The 25,502-nt window shown below is 39.4% G+C and carries 16 protein-coding genes, 2 tRNA genes and 2 rRNA genes; all 20 read left to right on the top strand.

All coding sequences use genetic code 11. The features are described 5' to 3' along the window. The first annotated feature begins 134 nt into the window (after nt 1-134). Nucleotides 135-1,181, top strand: a complete 1,047-nt coding sequence (locus LEGAS_RS08895) for a phosphate/phosphite/phosphonate ABC transporter substrate-binding protein (protein ID WP_013232008.1) — start codon at nt 135-137, stop codon at nt 1,179-1,181. A gap of 160 nt (nt 1,182-1,341) precedes the next feature. Continuing rightward, nucleotides 1,342-2,091, top strand: coding sequence for a phosphonate ABC transporter ATP-binding protein (gene phnC / locus LEGAS_RS08890; protein ID WP_010381686.1), 750 nt, complete (start codon nt 1,342-1,344; stop codon nt 2,089-2,091). Continuing rightward, nucleotides 2,088-2,909, top strand: a complete 822-nt coding sequence (phnE, locus tag LEGAS_RS08885) for a phosphonate ABC transporter, permease protein PhnE (RefSeq protein ID WP_013232007.1) — start codon at nt 2,088-2,090, stop codon at nt 2,907-2,909. Before phnC ends, phnE (LEGAS_RS08885) begins: the two co-directional genes overlap by 4 nt. A gap of 12 nt (nt 2,910-2,921) precedes the next feature. Continuing rightward, on the top strand, nt 2,922-3,731 hold the full coding sequence (gene phnE, locus LEGAS_RS08880; RefSeq protein ID WP_010381688.1) for a phosphonate ABC transporter, permease protein PhnE: 810 nt from the start codon (nt 2,922-2,924) through the stop codon (nt 3,729-3,731). A 48-nt stretch (nt 3,732-3,779) separates the two neighbouring features. Then, the gene (locus tag LEGAS_RS08875; RefSeq protein ID WP_013232006.1) at nt 3,780-5,285 is read left to right on the top strand and encodes a bifunctional metallophosphatase/5'-nucleotidase; all 1,506 of its coding nucleotides are present in this window, start codon (nt 3,780-3,782) and stop codon (nt 5,283-5,285) included. A gap of 145 nt (nt 5,286-5,430) precedes the next feature. Continuing rightward, on the top strand, nt 5,431-6,051 hold the full coding sequence (locus LEGAS_RS08870; protein WP_013232005.1) for a LysM peptidoglycan-binding domain-containing protein: 621 nt from the start codon (nt 5,431-5,433) through the stop codon (nt 6,049-6,051). A gap of 187 nt (nt 6,052-6,238) precedes the next feature. Further along, a complete protein-coding gene (locus LEGAS_RS08865; protein WP_010390338.1) occupies nt 6,239-7,816 on the top strand; it encodes a polysaccharide biosynthesis protein in 1,578 nt (525 codons plus the stop codon). 113 nt (nt 7,817-7,929) lie between these two features. Continuing rightward, nucleotides 7,930-9,174, top strand: a complete 1,245-nt coding sequence (locus LEGAS_RS08860; protein WP_013232004.1) for an NADH-dependent flavin oxidoreductase — start codon at nt 7,930-7,932, stop codon at nt 9,172-9,174. 109 nt (nt 9,175-9,283) lie between these two features. Continuing rightward, nucleotides 9,284-9,355: transfer RNA gene (locus LEGAS_RS08855), tRNA-Glu, on the top strand. 120 nt (nt 9,356-9,475) lie between these two features. After that, on the top strand, nt 9,476-11,845 hold the full coding sequence (gene helD, locus LEGAS_RS08850) for an RNA polymerase recycling motor HelD (RefSeq protein WP_013232003.1): 2,370 nt from the start codon (nt 9,476-9,478) through the stop codon (nt 11,843-11,845). Then, the gene (locus tag LEGAS_RS08845) at nt 11,838-12,512 is read left to right on the top strand and encodes a nucleoside/nucleotide kinase family protein (RefSeq protein ID WP_013232002.1); all 675 of its coding nucleotides are present in this window, start codon (nt 11,838-11,840) and stop codon (nt 12,510-12,512) included. Before helD ends, LEGAS_RS08845 begins: the two co-directional genes overlap by 8 nt. 122 nt (nt 12,513-12,634) lie before the next feature. Beyond that, nucleotides 12,635-14,137, top strand: coding sequence for an MDR family MFS transporter (locus LEGAS_RS08840; RefSeq protein ID WP_010388566.1), 1,503 nt, complete (start codon nt 12,635-12,637; stop codon nt 14,135-14,137). A 1-nt stretch (nt 14,138) separates the two neighbouring features. Next, nucleotides 14,139-14,816, top strand: a complete 678-nt coding sequence (locus LEGAS_RS08835) for a DUF4811 domain-containing protein (RefSeq protein ID WP_013232001.1) — start codon at nt 14,139-14,141, stop codon at nt 14,814-14,816. Between the two features lie 138 nt (nt 14,817-14,954). Further along, the gene (locus LEGAS_RS08830; RefSeq protein ID WP_010388564.1) at nt 14,955-16,403 is read left to right on the top strand and encodes a glycosyltransferase; all 1,449 of its coding nucleotides are present in this window, start codon (nt 14,955-14,957) and stop codon (nt 16,401-16,403) included. Next, nucleotides 16,400-17,233: a glycosyl transferase gene (locus LEGAS_RS08825; protein ID WP_013232000.1), complete on the top strand. Its 834-nt coding sequence runs from the start codon at nt 16,400-16,402 to the stop codon at nt 17,231-17,233. Before LEGAS_RS08830 ends, LEGAS_RS08825 begins: the two co-directional genes overlap by 4 nt. An 81-nt stretch (nt 17,234-17,314) precedes the next feature. After that, nucleotides 17,315-18,532, top strand: a complete 1,218-nt coding sequence (locus LEGAS_RS08820; protein WP_013231999.1) for a phosphoglycerate kinase — start codon at nt 17,315-17,317, stop codon at nt 18,530-18,532. A gap of 164 nt (nt 18,533-18,696) precedes the next feature. Next, nucleotides 18,697-20,106, top strand: coding sequence for a cysteine--tRNA ligase (cysS, locus tag LEGAS_RS08815; RefSeq protein WP_013231998.1), 1,410 nt, complete (start codon nt 18,697-18,699; stop codon nt 20,104-20,106). Nucleotides 20,107-20,654: 548 nt separating this feature from the next. After that, nucleotides 20,655-22,204: ribosomal RNA gene (locus tag LEGAS_RS08810) — 16S ribosomal RNA — on the top strand. Between the two features lie 116 nt (nt 22,205-22,320). Further along, nucleotides 22,321-22,393, top strand: a tRNA-Ala gene (locus LEGAS_RS08805). A 193-nt stretch (nt 22,394-22,586) separates the two neighbouring features. Beyond that, nucleotides 22,587-25,500: ribosomal RNA gene (locus LEGAS_RS08800) — 23S ribosomal RNA — on the top strand. Together the 16S and 23S rRNA genes with 1 tRNA gene alongside form the textbook arrangement of a ribosomal RNA operon. Nucleotides 25,501-25,502: the final 2 nt, after the last annotated feature.

Below are 25,502 nucleotides of genomic sequence, written 5' to 3'. Positions count from 1 at the left end.
TTATATTAGTAATCAAGGGAAATATACAGTATCTTTACAAAAAAGAGACGAGATGTTGACTCGATTTTAATATAGTTAAGTTGTAGTATTTTTGACAGATAATCTGTCACTAGGCACATAGGAGAGAAAACACCATGAGTAAGAACACGAAAACACTCGTAGGAATTATCATTGTTGTTGTAATTGCAATTGCAGCATACTTTGGATTCACACATACTGGATCACAGGCATCTTCTGATAAATCTATAAAAGATTTAAAAATTTATTTTGTACCCTCAAAGCAACCTGATCAGATCGTTACGATGACAAAACCTTTGAAAGGTCTGTTGACGAAAGAATTGAAAAAAGAAGGTTATGATGTCAAGAATGTTGATATCAAAGTTGGTACTAGTTACGAAGCTGCCGGTGAAGCACTTTCATCAGGTACTGCTGATGTAGGGTTTATTCCAGGCGGTACTTATGTCATGTATCAAGATAGTGTCAAACCTTTGTTAACAGCTACTCGTGCTGGTTTAAACAAGAATTTCTCTGATGCCGCTAAGTGGAATAATGGTAAGGCAACCGAAGCAACTACGACACAATCATCAAAATATCGGTCACTATTCATTGCTGGTCCATCAGAAAAAGGCCAAGCATTGGCTAAAAAAATCAATTCAGGTGAGAAATTGACTTGGGAAGATCTTAACTCGGCTAAGTGGGGATTGTCATCAACTACTTCATCAGCTGGCTATATTTACCCATCATTATGGTTGAATAAAAATTATAAGAAAACAGTTGCAGATTTAAAGAACACAGTAACAGTGGATTCATATGGTTCTGGGATGGCTCGTTTAGCATCAGGACAAATTGATATTATGCCAACATATGCTGATGCGCGCCGTGATTTTGCAAGCGCATGGACAACAGATTATAAGCAACCAAAATCGATTTGGGCAGAAACAAATGTTATTGGTGTATCACAAGAAATTTATAACGATACAATTTCAGTATCAAAAAAATCAAAGACAATGACACCAGAACTTGAAAAAGCACTATCTAAAGCATTCATCAACTTGGCAAAGACCAAAGAAGGCAAGAAAGTTATTGCCATTTATTCACATGAAGGTTACGAACCAGCAAAATCATCTAATTATGATGGAGAACGTGCAGCACAAAAAGTCCTAAAAGACTCACAGAAATAATAGCACGATCACGTCATTTTTGATATATGGCATGATAAATGGTCAAAATTTTATCAAACTCACAAGTTTCAAAATGTCAGAAAAGCAGCGCAAAATAGCGCCGCTTTTCTTGCGTTAGAGCCTTTAAGGCATAAACACATAAAAATTTAGGACGGCAATGATGATTAAATTTGAACATGTTTCAAAAACATATCCCAACGGTGTAAAGGGATTGCAAGATATTAATTTAGAAATTCAAGATGGTGAATTTATCGGTATTATTGGTATGTCTGGTGCTGGTAAGTCAACGTTTATTCGTACAATCAATCGTTTGAATGATATCACTGAGGGACAACTAACCGTTGATGGTGTAGAAATTTCTGGCTTAAAAGGTAAAAACTTACGTCAGTATCGTCGCAAGGTGGGCATGATTTTTCAGTCTTATAATTTAGTGCCACGTATTTCAGTTATTAAAAATGTCTTAAGTTCTTTGGTGCCAGACATGCCTATTATGCGTGTTATGTTTGGATTATTCTCAAAAGAAGATAAAATCAAGGCTTTAGAAGCATTGGATCGTGTGTCCATGTTAGACAAAGCTTTTGTTCGTACAGACCAGTTATCTGGTGGGCAACAGCAACGTGTATCATTAGCTAGAACGTTAGCACAAAATCCTAGTGTGTTATTGGCAGATGAACCAGTTGCTGCTTTAGATCCGGTGACGGCACATGAAGTCATGGATGATTTTAAACGTATTAATGAAGAGCTGGGTCAAACAGTATTAATTAATATTCATCATGTAGATTTGGCTTTAGAATATTCTAAACGTATTATTGGCATTCGTTCTGGAAAAATCGTTTACGATGGTCCCGTCTCAGGCATTACCAAGGATATGTTAGATTTGATTTATAGTAAAGATGGAGCTGATAAATGAAATTGTATGATAAATTATTTGACGCTGAGAAATTTACGCTTACTAATGGAAAAACAGTATCCCAAAAGTTTACACGTATGCCGTTAATCATCTTATTGTTACTAATTGGTATCACAGTGTCTGTGTGGGTAACAGGATTTAGTTTAACAATGTTATTTACTAATATTACTGGTTTTTGGCAAATACTTGCTAGTATGTTTCCACCTAAATTGTCTTACTTCTTTCAAGTGTGGCGTCCTTTATTAATGACAATTCAAATGTCCTTTTTTGGTTCTTTTTTTGGTTCATTGATGGCGTTACCATTTGCTGTATTGGCTGCCAGTAATATTACAAATAATCGCGTAATAAACCTTGTTGTGCGTTTTATTTTAACTGTTGTACGTACGATACCAACATTAGTGTCTGCGCTGATTGCGACTTATATCTTTGGATTAGGCACATTTGCTGGAACAGTCGCTATTTTCTTATTTAGTTTTTCATTTGTTGGAAAGCAACTATTTGAATATATTGAAACTGTTGATATGGGCGCCTATGAGGCTTTAACGGCAACGGGAGCTGACACACCACGTGCATTTGTGACAACAATTTTCCCACAAATTTTACCAACTTATTTATCAACAGCGCTATTTGCATTCGAAGGAAATGTGCGTTATGCAGCCATTCTTGGGTATGTGGGTGCTGGTGGCATTGGTATGATTTTGAATGAAAAAATTGGTTGGCGGGAATTTCAAAGTGTCGGCATGATTCTGCTATCAATCTTTGTGGCTGTAGTCATTATTGAAACTGTGAGTCAACAATTACGAAAGTATTTAAGTTAGGGAGAGAACAATATGAATAAGAAATTAGAAACTGTTCTCAGTCAAGAACCTAGTCGTCGCGTTCGGTATAGCATTACTGGTGCGATACTTTTGATACTTTTAGTATCTTCTTCGCCTGCATTAGGCGGAGCCAATATGACGTCTAAAGGCTTTGAAATTGGTTGGAACATCTTAACTGGTATTTTCACACCTGATACAAGTTTACTGTTTGGCCTTGGTGATAGTGGTGTTGCATATTTGATATTGCAGACGATAGCTATTGCATTTTTAGGCACGTTAGTTGGTGCAGTTATTGCGGTGCCACTGTCATTTATATCAGCTACAAATATTGTGCCACGACCAGTTGTGTTAGTGACGCGCTTTATTATTATGGCCATCCGTACTGTGCCTTCATTGGTCTATGGTTTGATGTTTATTAGAGTGACAGGCCCTGGGCCTTTTGCTGGTGTCATGACATTGGCAATCGTCTCAATTGGGATGATTTCAAAATTGTTTATTGAAACAATTGAGGACTTGGATACAGGCATTTTAGAATCCCTAGATGCTTTTGGGTCAACACTATTTCAAAAGATAAGATATGGCATTTTACCGCAACTTGGATCAGATTTCATATCAATTCTAGTTTATCGCTTTGATATGAACTTACGTGAAGCAACTATTTTGGGTCTTGTTGGTGCTGGTGGTATTGGAGCACCAATGATTTTTGCTCTGAGTGCTTATCATTGGCATCAAGTTGGTGCCATACTAATTGGATTGTTCCTATTAGTTTTTATTGTTGAAATTTTATCAGATAAATTGCGCCAAAAGATTTTACATGGGTAACAGTATATGGAATGGACGACTCTTGTCGTTCTTTTTTTGGAGGAAAATATGAAACAGTTTAAACTTTATTATACGTCTGATGTACATGGTTATTTATTGCCAACAGATTATATAAAAAAAGGAAATCAACCACTTGGGTTGAGCAATGTGGCAGCTAACTTTAAAAAAGATGGTAACACAATTATTATTGATGGTGGTGACATGTATCAGGGGTCGCCAATGTTACAGTATTTACAAAAAACACATGATATAGATGCAGTCACGGTCGCTATGAACTTGGCAGAATATGATTATGTGACACTTGGAAATCATGATTTTAATTTTGGCTATGATACATTACAAAAGCATTTGACGCAATTAAATGCAACGGTCATTGCCGAAAATGTGGTTGACAAGTCTGGTAACACGCTATATCCTGCCCAAGTTAAGGTATTGGAAAATGGCACTAAAGTAGGGTTAATAGGTTTGGTGACAGATTACATCAATGTCTGGGAGAAACCAGAACATTTGACAGGGATAATGATTGAATCACCTCTCATCAAAGCATCACATACCATAGCAAAATTACGTCAAGAAGTAGATGTCGTGATTGGTGTGTACCATGGTGGATATGAACGAGACATGGTGACGGGAAAAGTTGTGAGCGACACATCAGAAAATATTGCGTGGCAATTGACGAAGGAACTTGATTTAGACGTATTATTAACAGGTCATCAGCACGGCAACGTTTCCCCACGTGTTATTAATGGTGTATTGACCTTACAAATGCCTAATCAGGCAAAGATGTATGCCGAAATTGATGGCATCAAAACAGATGACCAATGGGAAATAAGCGCTGAAACAAAGCCAGCTGGCGTAGTTAGCCAAGCCAACATAGTAACTGCCTTGCAACCTTTACAGACTCAAGTAGAAAATTGGTTAGATCAACCCATTGTGCAACTAGATACTGGTATTCCAACACAAGAACCTTTATTTTTAGCACAATATGGGAATAAAATTTTAGCTTGGATTGCTAATGTGCAGTTACAGGCATCACAATCAGACATTACTTTAGTGAGTCTAAATAATAATCCATCAAGCTTACCGAAGAACTTAACACTGCGAAATATCTTACAGAATTATCCGTTTGACAATACATTGATAACTAAGCGTGTCAGTGGCCACGATTTGCGTTTGAGTTTGGAGCATACTGCAAAGTATTTCGTATTAAATAATGGTCAATTAGTCGTTAATCCTGAGTGGTTAATGCCAAAAGTGGAACATTATAATTACGATCTTGCTTTTGGCATTACGTATGAATTGGATATCACGCGTCCCATGAATGAGCGGGTTACAAAGTTGCAATACCATGATGTTGATATAGAAGATAAAGACGAATTTACTATTTCGATGAACAACTATCGGGCAGTGGGTGGTGGCAATTATCAAGAATATGCACAATCAAAAACAATTTTAGTCGGCGATCAATCAATACAAGATATGTTAATAACGTTTTTTAAGACAAACAAACATCTATCTGATTCACCTAAATTGCAATTAAAGGTGAAATTATAAACAAATCGGAATAAAATGTTTATTAAATAACAGATCGTAATAGAACTGACATCGTCTCGATGTTTCGTTATTATATTCAAAGCATAAACTTATCTACATACAGAACGACAACAGAACTTAAATCAATCTATGAGGTAGAAAATACATGTTTAGTTTTACAAAGTCATTAACTATTGCTGCTGGTGTTGCTGGTGCATTCGCACTTGGTGCATCAAATGTTAACGCTGATACAACAGATGGATCACAAAATACATCAGCAGATTACGTTGTTAAGTCAGGCGACACATTGAATAAAATTTCTAAAGAATTTAATGTCGCTGTGGCTCAAATTGCAGCTAACAATAATATTAGCAACATTGATGTTATTCTGGTTGGACAACATTTAACTTTTGCTGAAAAGTCAGCAGTTGCAGCACAAGTAGAACAACCTGTAGCAACAACAGTTGTTTCACAAGTACAACAATCTACAACAACAGTGACAACACAAGTACAACAGCCTGTAGCACAAGCAGCAGCTCCTACATCAAATGTTTCATCATCTTCTGCATTAGATGCTTTGATTGCCCGTGAATCAAGTGGCAATGTTAACGCCACAAATGGTCAATATTATGGTATTGGTCAATTATCACCCCAAGCTCGTGCAATGTATGGTGGTAACTCAACTGATTATAACGATCAGTTGAATGCAATGAAGTCTTATATCAGCTCACGTTATGGTACTGCTGAAAACGCTTGGGCACATTCACAAGCTACTGGTTGGTATTAATTAGAATAATCTATAAATTTAAAACGCTTCGGCGTTTTTTTTTTTGACAAATGATGAGTTAAAAATAATTTTATAGTTTTAAATCTTTTTCGTGTTAAAATATGACTAATGTTAAATGTTATACGTTGTTAATACTTTGAAGAGTTGGGGGAATGATAACTATGGGGAATAGAGTGTACAGGATTTTATGAAACAAGTGAATCAACCAAAAAATCAGCTAACTAATGGCACAGCATGGCTTGCATTTGGTAACATTACTTCCAGAGTGCTGGGTGCGCTTTATGTTATTCCATGGACACTAATGTTAGGGACACTGTCCCTGCAAGCAAACACGTTAATGGGGAAAGGATATAATTTATATCAGTTTTTCTTAATGCTCTCAACAGCTGGGTTACCATCAGCTGTTGCAAAATTAACAGCCCAGTTGCAGGGATATGAAAAGCATAAATTTATTGGTAAAGCAACTTTAATTAGTTTGTGTGCGGGTTTGTTATGTAGTCTATTACTTTGGTTCTTAGCGCCATTTTTATCAGTAGGAGATCCTAACGTGATCCCTGTTTTACGTTCCTTAACCTTTGCTGTGCTTATTTTTCCTTTTCTTTCGGTATTGCGAGGACAATTGCAAGGCGAACTTAAAATGGTGGATATTGCTAAGTCTGATATTATTGAACAATTTTTCCGAGTAGCTTATATGCTATCTTCAGCATATTTTATTTTAAACATTCAACATGGTAGTTGGAAGACAGTCGTTGTTCATTCGACTTTCGCTGCCTCCTTGGGGGCTTGGTTAGCCACTCTTTTTTTGCTTTTTAGTATTTATCATCCAAATAAAAGCGTACGATTGCCACAACCAGTCACTCATGATGCACTGATCAATCAGAACAACCAAGAAATTAATTTGCGGCACATACTTGTTCAAGCATTACCATTCGTTCTTATAGGTGGCTTCTTGTCAGCCTATCAATGGATTGATCAATTTACGTTTCATCCTTTGATGACAATGTTTTATGATAAATTATCAAGCGATGATATTGAAACAATATTTGGTATATTTAATTTCAATAGTAATAAACTAATCATGATCATCGTTTCACTATCTGTATCTATCGCTTCTACTGTGTTGCCACTTGTGACTAGAAATCGTTTTGATTCACGGATTTTGGAAAAATATATTAGTCAAGCCTATTTATTATTTTGTTTAATTACGCTACCAGCATGTGCCACGCTGTATACACTAGCTAAGCCCATTTATATCTTGTTCTATGGTAATTACGCGCAACCACAGGCATATATACCAATGGTTCAAATTTCAGCTCTTATAGCTTTATTTATGGGATTGACTACAGTACTTGCCATGATACTACAAGGGCTTAGCAAGACACGTATTGCTTTAAGAGCAATTGGTATTGGTATGATTGTTAAATTATTAGCCCAACCAATAATGATTTATCTGACTGGGACAATGGGTGCGTTATTAGCCACTCTAATATCAATGACTGTCATTACACTATTAATGGGTATCTATATTATTAGGCGATTCAATATTTTGGCACATCTTGATATAAAAAAGTTAAATGTGATATATATAAGTACGTTATTCTTATTAGTGACTTTTTCACTAATTAGTTATTGGGAGGCGAGATTTGTAGTCCCTACTAGAATTAATGCAGGTATTTTTCTTATTGTAGTCGGTAGTATTTTTGGTGGGCTATTGCTAGGTGTGTATAAGAAACTTGGTATCTTAGGAACGATAAAGAATCAATAAATCAAAGACGACCAAAAAAAATTGGTTGCCTTTTTGATGATGGTTAACTTTGAAACATTAATTTTATTATGAGTAAACTCGCCTAAAAACAATTTTTTTTGTATAATAAAATTATGCAAATTAATTATGATTTTTTAGACAATTATACTTTTAAAAATAAAGCTGTTACATTAGGTAATCATGTTATTATGGCACCTACAACACTGAGAGCTTCTTTGGCAGATGGCAGTGTAAGTGATAATGAATTAAACTATTATCGTATGCGTGCTCAGGGGCCTGCGATGGTTATCACTGAGGCGGCCTATGTTAATGATGTTGGACGTGGTTGGGAAGGTGGCATTTCAGTTTCTGATGATGATAAAATACCTGGTTTGCGGCGGTTAGCCAGCACAATCCAATCAGGTGGTGCTAAAGCTATTTTACAGATTTTTGCTGCTGGTCGACAAACCACAACTGAAATTTTGCGCGGACAGCAACCGGTATCTGCTTCATCACAGGCCTATCCACATGGTGAGCATGAAATACCACGTGCCTTGACCCATAGTGAAATTTCTCAAACGATTGAAGATTTTGCTCAAGCCACAAAACGTGCAATTTTGGCAGGCTTTGATGGCATAGAACTACATGGTGCCAATCTTTATCTTATGCAGCAGTTTTTTTCGCCAGATAGTAACAGACGTGATGATATTTGGGGTGGTACAGTCGAAAAAAGGCGGCGTTTTGGTTTAGCTATAACGGCTAAAGTGGCACAGACAATTGAAAAATTTGCTGATAAGCCATTTTTGTTAGGTTACCGTCAATCCCCAGAAGAACCGATGACACCAGGTATTACACTTGAGGATTCACTTGGATTCGCTGAAAAACTAATGGCATTGCCTGTTGATTATCTCCATTTGTCATTAAATGATGCGTTTCAAACGCCTTTTCGTGATAAGTCAGATACTAAAAAAGTGATGGATTATTACAGAGCAATTTTGCCGCCAGATTTTCCGTTAATCATAGCAGGATTACTCAAAAAACCAGAGCAGGTAGAATCATTATTAGATGATGGTGGCGAGGCTACATTTGCCGCACTGGGGCGCGAATTGATTATCGAACCAAATTGGGTTCAAAAAGTTAAAAATAATGATGAGTTAGCAATTCGTTATGCTTTATCACCATCAGATTTTGAATTACTTGGTATTCCAAAAATGTTAGAAAAATGGCTATTAACACGTTTTAGGAATGGCTTACCGGTGACGACAGATTCTGAATTTGATCCTATGCAACCATGGCAATATTATAAGCATGCTGTGATTAAAACAGCTAAACCCATTGATCCAACACAATTAATGACGTTAAAAAAACGATCGGATTGAATAGTATTTAGCAAAATACAAAAACAATTTACAAAAAAGTATTGACGACTAATTTAATTCTTGATATACTAATATAGTTGTCTGATAGATATCAGACATCACTGACCATGGCTCGTTGGTCAAGCGGCTAAGACGCTGCCCTTTCACGGCGGAATCGAGAGTTCGATTCTCTCACGAGCTATATCAAGTCGCAACTTCGGTTGCGGCTTTTTATGTGTCATTTTAATGAAAATGTTTTTTGTATTTAACCACTAGAAAGCGTATAATTAAAGCACTGAATTTGAAGAGAGTGAGACTCATTTTGGACAATAAAATTAAAACTGACGAAACGCAATATCTCAATAAAACACTATATGCGATGGAAAAATCGCTTCAAACAACAAAATCTAGTATTAAATCAACAAATAAAAGCCTTGACTCAGTTGCGCAAAATTGGGGAGATGTCCGTTTAAAAACCGACACTTACTCTGGTATTGTGGAGACGGCTGCTTCAATTCGTCAACAACAGCAAATGTTATCTGAACGTGAAAATTCTAAAACACGCGCTGAACGTCGTTTTGCCACATTAACAAAACAAATTGATAAACCATACTTTGCGCGCATTGATTTTAGTGAGTCTACTAGCCAACATCCTGAACAAGAAACAATTTATATCGGATTAGGTTCGTTTAGTGATGAAAAGAATCGTTTTCTAGTGTATGATTGGCGTGCACCTGTTGCATCAATTTACTATGATGGTGGTATTGGAAATGTGTCCTATATAACGCCTGATGGGACGCAAGAGGCCAATGTGACACTTAAACGTCAATTTCAAATTGAAGATGGTGTGATTGTAACATTGTTTGACACAGAAGAGGCGATTGGCGATGCAATGCTGATGAATGCGTTGTCTGGTGAATCGTCAACCAAAATGAAATCAATTGTTACAACGATTCAAAAAGAGCAAAATAAAATTATTCGTAATACCGCTGCAGATTTATTATTTGTTCAAGGTGCTGCTGGATCTGGTAAAACAGCAGCTGTGCTACAACGTGTTGCCTATTTACTTTATCGTTATCGTGGAAAATTAACATCTGGACAAGTTGTGTTATTTAGTCCAAATCAACTATTCAATGACTATATTGATAATGTTTTACCAGAACTTGGTGAGCAAAATATGGTGCAAATGACGTTTTATCAGTATGCGTCACGTCGATTACCAAAGATTGACGTAGAAACCTTGCAGGAACGATTTGAACATGATGCAAAGGATACACCGATTAACCTAGCAAAGGGTAGTTTGGCTATGTTTGACGCTGTTACAGCTTATGCTGATCATTTGAATCGTTCAGATATGAAAATCCGCAGTGTGATGTTTCGCGGTGAACCATTAATCTCAAAAGAACGAATTTCTGAAATTTATTACCAATACAATGATAATTATAAATTAGGTCAAAGACTAGAAGCGACACGTGACACTTTGATGCGTATATTAAGTTCACAAGTTGGTCTAGAGGTACGTAAAGATTGGGTTGAATTAACTATTGAAAACCTATCAAAACAAGAATATGACGAACTTGTTGGTGCTGGGAAAGTACGTATAGGAGATGATCAAGAGACTGATGCTGCAGCACGTACACGCCTTGCCCAACTTGGAGAGGGACCTAAAGAACGTGAATTTGCAAGTGAAAAAGCAGAGCGCCAATTTTTGTCAAGACAGATTGTCACGCAATCATTAAGGCCGTTGGCGCGTCAAATACGGCGTGCTAACTTCTTAAATATTAACGCGCAGTTTATTGACTTTTTAAGACAAGCGCATCACTATTTTGATTTGAAATCATTTAATATTGCTGAGTCCGATTGGTTAGCTCATGTTGAAACAGTTATTGCATCATTACGCGCCAAACAATTGTCTTTGACTGACACAACGTTATATCTTTATTTATATGATTTAATTACTGGTAAACGTGGTGAACGTGACATTCGTTTCTTATTTATTGATGAAATTCAAGATTATACGCCGTTTCAACTAGCGTTTTTAAAATTTAGCTTTCCTAGAGCTAAATTTACTGTTCTAGGCGATTTAAATCAAGCAATTTTTACAAAAGACAATGCCACAAATCTGCAAGTAGACTTTTCATCACTATTTGATAGTGAACGGGTTGAAAGCGTTAAATTAACCCAAACTTATCGTTCAACACAGCAAATCACTGATTTTACAAAATATATTTTGCGTGATGGCCAAGATATTGATGCCTTTAATCGTGATGGCCAAAAGCCTGTACTCTATACTTTGCCTAATGAGTCTGAGATGTTATCAAAATTACGCTTGCAGATACAGCAACACGCTATAAATCAAGATACAACAGCGATCATTACAAAAACACGCGCGGATGCACAGACACTTGCTACGGCACTTGGCGATAAAAAAGTGACACTCATTCAATCAGAAAATCAAAGATTGGCCAAGGGAATGATTATTGTGCCTTCATACCTAGCTAAAGGGTTAGAGTTTGATGCTGTCATTATTTGGCACGCGGATAACTCGCGTTATGGGGTTGATTCGGAACGTCGCTTGTTGTACACTGTGGCAAGTCGTGCCATGCATACGTTGACATTATTAGCAGAAAACAGTGGATCTATTTTATTAGATACTGTGCCAACGGATTTATACGAGGTTAATAATGGATGAGTTGGTTCAAAAAATTAATCAAGAATTCAATGATGACTTTATGACTATCGCTGTTGCAGGTCCAGTTTCTGTTGGTAAAAGTACGTTTGCAAACAAATTAGCTAGCGCATTGACGCAACAAGCGACAGTAATTAGTACAGATGATTTTTTAATGCCAAATAGCATGTTGATGACCAAAAATCTTTTTAATCAAAAAGGTTTTCCGCAAACATATGATTTAGAAAAATTAGAACAGGTTATGACACGTTTTAAGTCGGGAGAGTTATCGGTTCAGATACCTTGCTACACGCAAGAATTAGCGGATATTCATCCGAAAAAAAAACAAACTATTAAAAAACCTGAAATTTTGATTATTGAAGGTGTGGTAGCTTTACAACTGCAACAAACTGATTTTAAAATTTACTTAGATGCCTCTTTGATAGATATTAAGGCGTGGTATTTAACGCGAACTTTAGCAATGACAGCATTATCAAAAAACGATCCTAAATCTTGGCGATATCAGTATACACGTATGCCAATTGTTGAATTTTCAAATTTAGTGATGAAAATTTGGGATGAAACAAACCAAGTCAATCTAGATCGTTATATTTTACCTAGTAAGCAACGTGCAGACGCATTAGTTATGTTTGATGAAAATCATGATATTAAGCAGGTCACAATAAAATAAGTAAAATAGATTGTCAACTTTGTTGACAATCTATTTAGTTAGGCGTAAGATACCTTAAGTAATTAGACCAACTATTTTTAGAGCATTATTGGTTAATAAAGAATTAAAAAAGGAAAATAAATATGAGTGAAGAAATACTTGATAGACATGGGAAACCAGTCAATCGTATGGCAATGATGTTGGTGCTACTTGTCGGCGTATTTTCAGTAATGTTAATGCAGACGGCACTTGGAACAGCGCTACCATCATTAATGCGAGCATTCGATGTGAATGCATCAACAGTACAATGGTTAACAACAATTTTCTTGATGGCCAATGGTATTATGGTCCCGGTTTCAGCATTTTTAACGACGCGTATTCCAACAAAAAGATTATATTTGTCAGCATTGAGTTTGTTCACAATTGGCACATTAGTTGCATTTGTGACACCGACTAACGCATTTTGGTTGTTAATGGTAGCACGTGTTTTGCAAGCGATGGCTGTAGGAATCTTGATGCCTTTGATGCAAGTGGTATCATTATCGTTATTTGATGCCAACTCACGTGGAAAAGCGATGGGTCTTGGTGGGCTAGTAATTGGTATGGCACCAGCTATTGGACCAACCTTATCAGGGTGGATTTTAGAAAAAGATCACACACTGTTTGGTTTGACATTACAAAATTCATGGCGATCAATTTTTGGGGTTGTATTACCGGTTGTTATTATTGTGATGATTGCGTCATTTTTCTTTTTCCATGATGTCTTACCTACACAAAAAGTGACATTAAATGTCCGTTCATTGATTGAGTCAACATTAGGATTTGGCTTAGTATTGTATGGTTTTGCAATGGTTGCAACAGACGGTTGGGGCAGCGTCAATGTTATTTTGCCATTAATCGTTGGACTGATCACTGTAATTGAGTTTATGTGGCATCAATCTCATATGGATAAACCATTTTTGGATATGTCAGTCTTTAAGTCAAAGCAGTTTACGATTACAACGATATTAGTATCTTTGGCAATGATGGCAATGATTGGGGTTGAAATGGTTTTGCCTATTTATATGCAAAATATTCGTGGTTTAACACCACTTCATTCAGGATTGACACTGCTTCCTGGTGCATTGATGATGGGAATTGTTTCACCGATTGCAGGGGCTTTTTATGATAAACATGGGGCTAAGAGATTAGCAATGATAGGATTTACCATTTTAATCATTGGCACAGTGCCACTAGTCTATATGACAGCTACAACACCAACCATATATATTACAACGCTATATACGTTGCGTATGTTCGGTATTGCTATGACAATGATGCCATTAACTGCATCGGCCATGGGGGCATTGTCGCCCAAAACGGCTGCACAAGGAACTGCTGCTAATAATACAATGCGACAAATTGCTGCTTCATTGGGAACAGCAGTATTGGCATCAGTTATGCAGTCTGTGACAAAAAATAATATGCCTAAAAGTACTTTGAAGGGTCAAGATCCAATAGAATTTGGACGCCGAGCTTTAGATGCAACGCTTAGCGGTTTTCATGCTTCGTTTCTTTTGGCTGCTACGTTTGCAGTTGTTGCCTTACTTGTCACATTCTTATTGCATAGTGGCAAAGTGAACATATCAATGAAGGAGGAAGCATAACATGGTTATCTTAATTATGGCGCTATTTGCCATACTTGCATTTCTGGCTAGTATGACAATCAAAAAGTCTGGGATACGCTATGCGGTCACATTGATTATGTTTGCTGGTTTGATTTTGAGTGTGATAATGGTGATTGCAAACATGCATGATCATTATGGCATGACTTCAGTTACAACAACAACCAAAAAAGAAATTCACTCCGCAGGTCCAAGTACACAAAATTTTGGTATGCTATTGTACCAACAGATTGGAACTAACGGCAAAGAAAATGCTTATATTTATAAAACTGCAGCACAAGATAAAAAAACGACGGTGGCTAAGCCTGATTTGATTATGACGACTAGTCATGTAAGCGTTTCGGGTAATAAGGCTTATAAAGTAATTAAAACAACACGTTTCGTGTACAAATCAAATGGTTTTAAATTATTGTTTGGTATTGCAGACAACGATGGAGAAATAAAGCATCGTCAAGTCATCTATCAAGTGCCCCCTACTTGGGTGGCACTAACGACAGGACAGGCAAAATCTTTGGCTAGTAAATTAGCGCCAAAAAATGAGGCTGAAAAAATGATTGCAGCACAACAACAAAAACAACTCTCTGACTTAGCAAAATCTGATCCAGATCAGGCTGCTAGACTAACAGTCAATCAAGTTAAGAAAGTTTTACGAATTGATTGATCAATGCAATATAGCACAAAAAGCGATAATCTCTATTTCAGAGATTGTCGCTTTTGTGCTATGATAATGGCAAATACATGATAATTAGTTATGAATGTCAATTTATAAATAGCAGTCAGATTAGGAGGTAATCATACGATGATTTTTTTTGTCAATAAAAGTATGGGCCGTGGAAATAGTGGTGTTGAACATGCACAATTTTATCGTGCCGAACGTTTTCGTGAGAAAAGCATCCCATTTAAATTAATTTTTACTGACCGTTTGCCACAACTACATCAACATATGAAAGAGTGGCATGTTGCTGAATCGGAAGTCATCGGCATTTATGATTATTTATTGAGTGATGATCCGGATAACTATTTGCGTGAAGGCGAGCAGCACACACATGATTATTATGAGAAAGTGCTTTGGGATACAACAAGCACACAACGCATCGTTAAACGGCAGGCAACTGGCAATTATACAGAAACAGTACAACGCCGTAAACAATATTTAACAGAAAAAAACGTTTACCATATAGAAGATGATCGTGTCATACTTGAAAATGGCAAGCGAAAAGTTTCTTGGCATTATCGACAAGATGGATCGCGTGGTCGGCGTGCTACAAATATTCGAGTGGATAACTTCCGTGGTAAGCATTACTTATTCACAACCTTTGAAGAGTTATTGGCTTTCTTTTTTTTAGAGCTGCAACGGCGATTTGAAGATAATGCTTATATGATTGATCGAGGGGCAGAAAATGAAGAGGTGTTGATTCGTATGAAACAGCAAGGTGCAGTTTTGAAAATTGTCGCTGTGGTTCATGCACAACATTTTGTCACATGGGATGGTGGCCATCCACTTTGGAATAACTATTATCAGTATCTGTTTGATAATTTTAATGACGTCGATCTGGTAATTGTGGCAACACAGTTACAACGACAAGCACTGCTCTCACAGTTAACTGCTATTGGTGTAGCAAATGTATCCAAAAAAATTAACGTCATCCCTGTTGGTGGTGTATCTGCTAAAGTATCTCCTAAAATTTGGGATGGAACAACGGCAAAATTTATAACAGCTTCACGCTTACATCCAGAAAAACATATCAGTCATATTATCCAAGCAGTCAGTCAGTTGCGTTTAAAGGGGATGCCTGCAACGCTAACTATTTATGGTGCTGGAGGCGAGGAAAATCAGTTAACAGAATACATTAAATCGCTTAATTTGGAACCATTTATACAGTTGAAAGGATTAAGTCAAAATATGGTGCAGGACATGAAAGCATATGATGTATTTGTGTCTGCTTCCTATTCTGAGGGTTTTGGGTTAACTTATATTGAAGCGATTAGCAATGCGATGCCTATTGCAACTTATGCCAATTTATATGGTGCACAAGAGCTAGTTCATGAAGGTGTTAATGGTCATTTGGCAATGTTTAGTCACAAAAAAGCTGATGAGGCAGCTAATGTTAAGCAATTGGCTGAAGCTATGAGGCATGTGTTTGAACATTACAATGAACTGTCAGTTGGGGCTGCTAAGGTGGCGAAGCGCTTTGACAATAAAACGATTGCTGACCAATGGCAAAAAGCGATGGTAAAATTACTATGACAATCGAAATTATTAATTCATTAACTTATACAGATTCTCCTGGGGTTGCATGGCAAATTGAACGCGTAAAATCAGGTAAAAGTAGTGCGCTGTGGTTAGCTACGCCACATGAGGATGCTGCGTACTTACTGGTTAAAATGGGACTTAATCCTGCGCTTGTTTACGATATGTACGCACAGCGTTACGTGGAAAATATTAATAGTGAAGATGGTATTTGGTGGACAGATTTACCAGTTCCCAATAATGCGCAGTTTATTTTGAATAAGGATCGGACTAAAAGCATCATGAGTTTTGGGCACGAAATCGCACGTGTCAGGTGGTTTAATGATTCACAGCGTATAATACAAGCGGTTGTGTGGTATGATTTAGACGGCAAAATTGATTATAAAGACATTTACCGACGTGATGGGAAATTGTTTGCTAAACAATATTTTAGTGCGGGTAATTTGTTAGAGTCTGATTTTTATGTTGGGCAAAAAGTAGTTCAAATTAGAGACTTCTACTTTGAAAATCATCGTAATTTTGTGTATGCTTATGACCAAAAATATCCCCAAGCTGAAGACTATATAGCGAGTGTTGGAAACAAATGGCCGTCAGAGACGTTTAATATTACACAGTTAGGACGTGAAATTCATTTTGCACCGAAAAATACAACTTTAACAATAATCGGTGGTGTTTTGGATGAAAAAGGACAGGTCTGGCATAATTTAGCGCTCGTATTGCGTGAAGAGGCGCATAAAATTAAGCAAGTGATAGTCACACAACGCGATTTTGACGTTTTAAAATCACTTGGTTTCGCTACGCATAAATTACGCGTTGGTAGAATTTGAGTAGCATTTCACATATCCTAACACAAAAAACGTTTTTTGTTTTATAATAGAGTTTGTAACAATAAAAAATTGGAGGCTATCATGGCTAAATTGACTGTTTCAGATTTGGAACTTTCAGGTAAGAAAGTATTGATGCGCGTTGATTTCAACGTGCCTATCAAAGCAGGCGTTATTGGAAACGATAACCGTATTGTGGCAGCATTGCCAACAATCAAGTATGTGTTGGAAAATAATGGTCGTGCAATCTTGTTTTCACACTTGGGACGTATTAAGTCTGAAGATGATAAAAAAGAATTGTCATTGGCACCGGTTGCTGCTCGCTTGGGTGAATTGTTAGGTAAGAACGTTAAGTTTGTACCATTCACACGTGGTACAGAATTAGAATCAGCAATCAATGCTTTGCAAGATGGTGAAGTTTTGATGATTGAAAATACTCGTTTTGAAGACGTTGTTGATGGTGTTGAAGTTAAAAATGAATCAAAGAACAAACCTGAATTAGGTAAGTATTGGGCTTCATTGGGTGATGATTTGTTTATCAACGATGCCTTTGGTACAGCACATCGTGCGCACGCTTCAAACGTTGGTATTTCTTCAAATGTTTCACAAGCAGCTGCCGGTTTCTTGATGGAAAAGGAAATTAAATTCTTGGGTGATGCTGTGGCTAACCCAGTTCGACCATTCGTTGCAATCATCGGTGGTGCCAAGGTTTCTGATAAGATTGAAATCGTGAAGTCATTATTAGCTAAGGCTGACAAGGTCATTGTTGGTGGTGGTATGGCTTACACATTTGATGCCGCTAAAGGTGAAAAAATTGGTAACTCATTATTTGAAGCTGATAAAGTTGAATTAGCTAAAGAGTTGATGGCTGAAGCTGGTGACAAGCTAGTTTTGCCAATCGATTCAATTGCTGCTGATGCTTTCTCAAATGATGCTAAGATTGAAACTGTTGATGCCAAAGATGGCATTCCTGATGGTTACATGGGTCTTGATATTGGTCCTAAGTCAATCAAGTTGTTGCAAGACACTTTGGCAGACGCTAAGACAGTTGTTTGGAACGGACCAATGGGTGTGTTTGAAATGCCTAACTTTGCTAAGGGAACATTAGCAATTGGCGAAGAATTAGTTAAAGTAACTGAAAATGGTGGCACAACCATTGTTGGCGGTGGTGATTCAACAGCTGCCGTACAACAACTGGGTGTTGCTGATAAATTGTCACACATCTCAACTGGTGGTGGCGCATCATTGGAATACCTTGAAGGTAAAGAATTACCTGGTATTGCTGCTATCTCTGAAAAGTAAAAAATCTTATGATAAAAAGTTTTTCAAGCTGCTTAAGTTTGAAAAACTTTTTTTAATGACTGCCTGTTTAATTACATTTACACTTAACTGGCTTAACATGTCGCTGGTAAAAAGGTTGTTGTGTCCTGTATAATGGGTGCTAAGTAATGATAAAGGAGTTCATCATGATTAAAGTTTATAATACCTTAACCCGTGAAAAAGAAATTTTCAAATCAATTATTCCAGGAAAAATTAATATGTATGTTTGTGGACCGACAGTATATAACTACATTCATATTGGCAATGCACGTTCATCAATTGCGTTTGATGTTGTCCGTCGTTATTTTGAATATCGTGGCTATCAGGTGAATTATGTATCTAATTTTACTGACGTTGATGACAAGATCATTCAGCGGGCACGTGAAGAAGGCGTAGATGAGATGACCATTGCTAACAAGTATGCCAATGCTTTTATTGAAGATACGCTACCCTTGAATATTCAACCTGCAACAGTACGTGCTCGTGCTACAGAGGTTATTCCTGACATTATTGTTTTTGTTCAAGATTTAATTAATAAAGGTTATGCTTATGAAGCAAAGGGGGATGTCTATTTTCGAGCCAAAAAATTTAAAGGATACGGTATTTTGGCACATCAAGATCTCAATGAAATGGCAGAAAATGCTGCTGGTCGATTGAATGATGAAGAGATGACGCGCAAAGAAGATCCGATAGATTTTGCTGTTTGGAAAGCGACACAGGCAGAGGATGAAATTTCATGGGAATCCCCATGGGGAAGTGGTCGTCCTGGTTGGCATATTGAATGCTCGGTTATGGCACAAAAGTATTTATCAAATACTATTGATATTCATGGGGGAGGAATAGATTTAGCTTTTCCGCACCATACAAATGAGATGGCGCAATCTGAGGCTCATACGGGTCAAAAATTTGTAAACTATTGGATGCATAATGGTTTTGTTAATGTTAATAATGAAAAAATGTCTAAATCATTAGGGAATTTTACCACTATTCATGATATGTTGAAACATTACGATGATCCGATGACAATTCGATTATTATTAGCGACAACGCAATATCGGCGACCTATTAATTATTCATCTGATACATTAACGCAGGCACGTGTCGCCCTAGATCGTATTCGTACAGGTTACCGCAATTTGTCATTTCGCTTGACTAACGCTGATGTTGGGAAAGATGCTGATCTAGAGAGCGCTATTAAAAAACAAATTAATATTTTTGAGATGGCGATGGATGATGACTTCAATACACCAAACGCGCTAGCAGCAGTTTTTGAGCTTGTTACATTAGCCAATACGTACGCTGATAATAAAATAGTTAAAATTGAAACAGTACAGTATTTACTTGATACTATATTATTGTTACTAGGTGTTTTTGGTATAACAGAATTAAATGACAAGCCGCAAATAACAGACGCACAAAAGCAATTACTAGCAGCACGAGTATCAGCACGCGCTGCACATGACTTTGAATTATCAGATCAAATACGTCAGCAATTAAGTGAGAGTGGGATAATTGTTGAAGATACAACACAAGGACAAAGATGGCATCAAGCATAGAAAAGAAAAACCGCTTTTGCGGTTTTTTTAAATAGTAAAGAAAGGGTAAAGGGCGAGGAGAAAAAAGCGAACGAGGGAATAGGTAAGGGGAATAAATCAGGATAAAAAGCGAATGTAGTAGAGAAGAAAGGGGGCAAAAAGGGAGGAAAAAAAGAAAGGGGAAAAAGAAGGGGAGAAAGTGTTGACGGCAGGGAAGGAAGTTGGTATATTAGTATATGTTCTAAGGCAGGACAGGCGCGACGAAGTGTCAGGAAACAAGAACTTGAAGAGCTTTTAAAAAGAAGTTTCAGAAAGTAGTTGACAGAGCGAGCGAAGCGTGGTAAGATAATATAGTTGTCTCAAGCGAGAGACAGCGCGTAGCACATTGAAAACTGAACAAAACTTTGAACAAACGAATCTGTTGCTAGTGGTACGAAAGTATTGCTAAAGAAACAAATTTGCGAAGTCAATTCGTAACAAACAAATAAAACGGATCAACGTTATAGAGATATAACAATTAGTCAGTTTAATCGAAGAGTACATCTTCAAGCGATGAATTTAAATTCATTTAAATTGAGAGTTTGATCCTGGCTCAGGATGAACGCTGGCGGCGTGCCTAATACATGCAAGTCGAACGCACAGCGAAAGGTGCTTGCACCTTTCAAGTGAGTGGCGAACGGGTGAGTAACACGTGGATAACCTACCTCAAGGTTGGGGATAACATTTGGAAACAGATGCTAATACCGAATAAAACTTAGTATCGCATGATACCAGGTTAAAAGGCGCTACGGCGTCACCTAGAGATGGATCCGCGGTGCATTAGTTAGTTGGTGGGGTAAAGGCTTACCAAGACAATGATGCATAGCCGAGTTGAGAGACTGATCGGCCACATTGGGACTGAGACACGGCCCAAACTCCTACGGGAGGCTGCAGTAGGGAATCTTCCACAATGGGCGAAAGCCTGATGGAGCAACGCCGCGTGTGTGATGAAGGCTTTCGGGTCGTAAAGCACTGTTGTATGGGAAGAACAGCTAGAGTAGGGAATGACTTTAGTTTGACGGTACCATACCAGAAAGGGACGGCTAAATACGTGCCAGCAGCCGCGGTAATACGTATGTCCCGAGCGTTATCCGGATTTATTGGGCGTAAAGCGAGCGCAGACGGTTAATTAAGTCTGATGTGAAAGCCCGGAGCTCAACTCCGGAAAGGCATTGGAAACTGGTTAACTTGAGTGCAGTAGAGGTAAGTGGAACTCCATGTGTAGCGGTGGAATGCGTAGATATATGGAAGAACACCAGCGGCGAAGGCGGCTTACTGGACTGTAACTGACGTTGAGGCTCGAAAGTGTGGGTAGCAAACAGGATTAGATACCCTGGTAGTCCACACCGTAAACGATGAACACTAGGTGTTAGGAGGTTTCCGCCTCTTAGTGCCGAAGCTAACGCATTAAGTGTTCCGCCTGGGGAGTACGACCGCAAGGTTGAAACTCAAAGGAATTGACGGGGACCCGCACAAGCGGTGGAGCATGTGGTTTAATTCGAAGCAACGCGAAGAACCTTACCAGGTCTTGACATCCTTTGAAGCTTTTAGAGATAGAAGTGTTCTCTTCGGAGACAAAGTGACAGGTGGTGCATGGTCGTCGTCAGCTCGTGTCGTGAGATGTTGGGTTAAGTCCCGCAACGAGCGCAACCCTTATTGTTAGTTGCCAGCATTCAGATGGGCACTCTAGCGAGACTGCCGGTGACAAACCGGAGGAAGGCGGGGACGACGTCAGATCATCATGCCCCTTATGACCTGGGCTACACACGTGCTACAATGGCGTATACAACGAGTTGCCAACCTGTGAAGGTGAGCTAATCTCTTAAAGTACGTCTCAGTTCGGACTGCAGTCTGCAACTCGACTGCACGAAGTCGGAATCGCTAGTAATCGCGGATCAGCACGCCGCGGTGAATACGTTCCCGGGTCTTGTACACACCGCCCGTCACACCATGGGAGTTTGTAATGCCCAAAGCCGGTGGCCTAACCGTAAGGAGGGAACCGTCTAAGGCAGGACAGATGACTGGGGTGAAGTCGTAACAAGGTAGCCGTAGGAGAACCTGCGGCTGGATCACCTCCTTTCTAAGGATAAACGGAAAGTAGCAGGGGCATTAGATTGCCAGTTCAAGAAGTTCAAAGTTTTGTTTAGTTTTGAGTGTGATACCGACATAGGGATCATGGTCAAAGATGACACCTATGGGGAATTAGCTCAGCTGGGAGAGCACCTGCTTTGCAAGCAGGGGGTCAGCGGTTCGATCCCGCTATTCTCCATAGGCAGTGTCAAAGCTGCCGGAGTTGCACATTGAAAACTGAATAGTAACAAATTCTTTTAAAGATAAGTAAAATTATTAATAAATTAAGCCGAGAAACAAAGCAATAAAGAAGTTCTGTAACAGGAATGGAAAAAAACGCAGGTCTGAAAGAAGACCAACTCATAAACTTAAAGCACAACTTTGGTTGTGACGGTTAAGTTAATAAGGGCGCGTGGTGGATGCCTTGGCACTAGGAGCCGATGAAGGACGTGACTAACTACGATAAGCTTTGGTGAGCGGTAAGTACGCTAAGACCCAGAGATTTCCGAATGGGGAAACCCAACTCGCAAAGAGTTGTCAATAGTTGAATACATAGATTATTGACGGAACACGCTGTGAACTGAAACATCTCATTAGCAGCAGGAGCAGAAAGAAAAATCGATTCCCCAAGTAGCGGCGAGCGAAACGGGAAGAGCCCAAACCAGAGTGCTTGCATTCTGGGGTTGTAGGACTGATAAATAGAAGTTACAAAAGTGTTTTATAGCAGAACAAGTTGGGAAGCTTGGCTAAAGAGGGTGATAGCCCCGTACGCGAAATAAAGCACACTTCTTTCAGGATCCTGAGTACGGCCGGACACGTGAAATCCGGTCGGAATCTGCGGGGACCATCCCGTAAGGCTAAATACTCCCTAGTGACCGATAGTGAACCAGTACCGTGAGGGAAAGGTGAAAAGCACCCCGGAAGGGGAGTGAAATAGTTCCTGAAACCACGACGCCTACAAGAAGTCAGAGCCCGTTAATGGGTGATGGCGTGCCTTTTGTAGAATGAACCGGCGAGTTACGGTATCGTGCGAGGTTAAGGTGGAAAGACCGGAGCCGCAGCGAAAGCGAGTGTGAATAGCGCGAATAGTACGATGCTGTAGACCCGAAACCAGGTGACCTACCCATGGTCAGGATGAAGGTGAGGTAAAACTTACTGGAGGTCCGAACCGGTGCATGTTAAAAAATGCTCGGATGAACTGTGGGTAGCGGTGAAATTCCAAACGAACCTGGAGATAGCTGGTTCTCTCCGAAATAGCTTTAGGGCTAGCCTCATTATAAGCATACTGGAGGTAGAGCACTGTTAAGCCTAGGGGCCCATCTCGGGTTACCAAAGTTTGATAAACTCCGAATGCCAGCTATGTATGAATGGGAGTCAGACGATGAGTGATAAGATCCACCGTCGAAAGGGGAACAGCCCAGATCGCCAGTTAAGGTCCCTAAATATATGTTAAGTGGAAAACGATGTGATAGTGCATAGACAACTAGGATGTTGGCTCAGAAGCAGCCACCATTTAAAGAGTGCGTAATAGCTCACTAGTCGAGTGCCATTGCGCGGAAAATGTACCGGGGCTAAACATATTACCGAAACTGCGGGTGTGCGTAAAGCACGCGATAGGAGAGCGTTGTAAGGGCAAAGAAGGTAGACTGTAAGGACTACTGGAGCGCTTACAAGTGAGAATGCCGGTATGAGTAGCGAAAGACAGGTGAGAATCCTGTCCACCGAATGACTAAGGTTTCCTGGGGAAGGCTCGTCCTCCCAGGGTTAGTCGGGACCTAAGGCGAGGCTGAGAAGCGTAGTCGATGGCTAACAGGTTGAGATTCCTGTACCAGTAGTAATGCGTTTGACCAATGGAGGGACGCAGGAGGCTAACAGAAGCGCACTGATGGAAATGTGCGTGCAAGCAGTAAGTTTGGGAAAGAGTGAAATGCTTTTTTCTGATAAGAACAAGCTGTGATGCGGATCGAAATAAAGTAGAGAAGTCTGTGATGTCACACTGCCGAGAAAAGCTTCTAGGGAGTATTACACTGCCCGTACCGCAAACCGACACAGGTAGTCGAGTGGAGAACACTAAGGTGAGCGAGAGAACCCTCGTTAAGGAACTCGGCAAAATGACCCCGTAACTTCGGGAGAAGGGGTGCTCATTGTAAAAGATGAGCCGCAGTGAATAGGCCCAGGCGACTGTTTATCAAAAACACAGGTTTCTGCAAAATCGTAAGATGAAGTATAGGGGCTGACGCCTGCCCGGTGCTGGAAGGTTAAAAGGAGTGCTTAGCTTCGGCGAAGGTACGAATTGAAGCCCCAGTAAACGGCGGCCGTAACTATAACGGTCCTAAGGTAGCGAAATTCCTTGTCGGGTAAGTTCCGACCCGCACGAAAGGCGTAACGATCTGGGCACTGTCTCAACGAGGGACTCGGTGAAATTTAAATACCCGTGAAGATGCGGGTTACCCGCGACAGGACGGAAAGACCCCATGGAGCTTTACTGTAGCTTGATATTGAATGTTTGTGCTGCTTGTACAGAATAGGTAGGAGACGAAGAGGATTGGACGCCAGTCTAGTCGGAGTCAAAAAGTGGGATACTACCCTCGTTGTATGAACATTCTAACACTGGTCACTTAACGTGATCGTGGACAGTGTCTGGCGGGCAGTTTGACTGGGGCGGTCGCCTCCTAAAAGGTAACGGAGGCGCTCAAAGGTTTGCTCAGAATGGTTGGAAATCATTCGTAGCGTGTAAAGGCATAAGCAAGCTTGACTGCGAGAGCAACAACTCGAGCAGGTACGAAAGTAGGACTTAGTGATCCGGTGGTTCCGCATGGAAGGGCCATCGCTCAACGGATAAAAGCTACCCTGGGGATAACAGGCTCATCTCCCCCAAGAGTCCACATCGACGGGGAGGTTTGGCACCTCGATGTCGGCTCATCGCATCCTGGGGCTGTAGTCGGTCCCAAGGGTTGGGCTGTTCGCCCATTAAAGCGGTACGCGAGCTGGGTTCAGAACGTCGTGAGACAGTTCGGTCCCTATCCGTCGCGGGCGCAGGAAATTTGAGAGGAGTTGCCCTTAGTACGAGAGGACCGGGGTGAACAAACCGCTGGTGTACCAGTTGTTCCGCCAGGAGCATTGCTGGGTAGCTATGTTTGGAAGAGATAAACGCTGAAAGCATCTAAGTGTGAAACTCGCCTCGAGATGAGATTTCCCATTCGAAAGAAGTAAGACCCCTTAGAGATGATGAGGTAGATAGGCTAGAAGTGGGAGTTGAGTGATCAATGAAGCGGACTAGTACTAATAGGTCGAGGACTTAACCAAAG

Origin of the sequence: Leuconostoc gasicomitatum LMG 18811, assembly GCF_000196855.1 — a bacterium.
GTDB classification, from domain to species: Bacteria; Bacillota; Bacilli; order Lactobacillales; family Lactobacillaceae; genus Leuconostoc; species Leuconostoc gasicomitatum.
The sequence above is the reverse complement of the archived record's forward strand: the minus strand, read 5'-3'. Positions and strand labels throughout refer to the sequence as shown.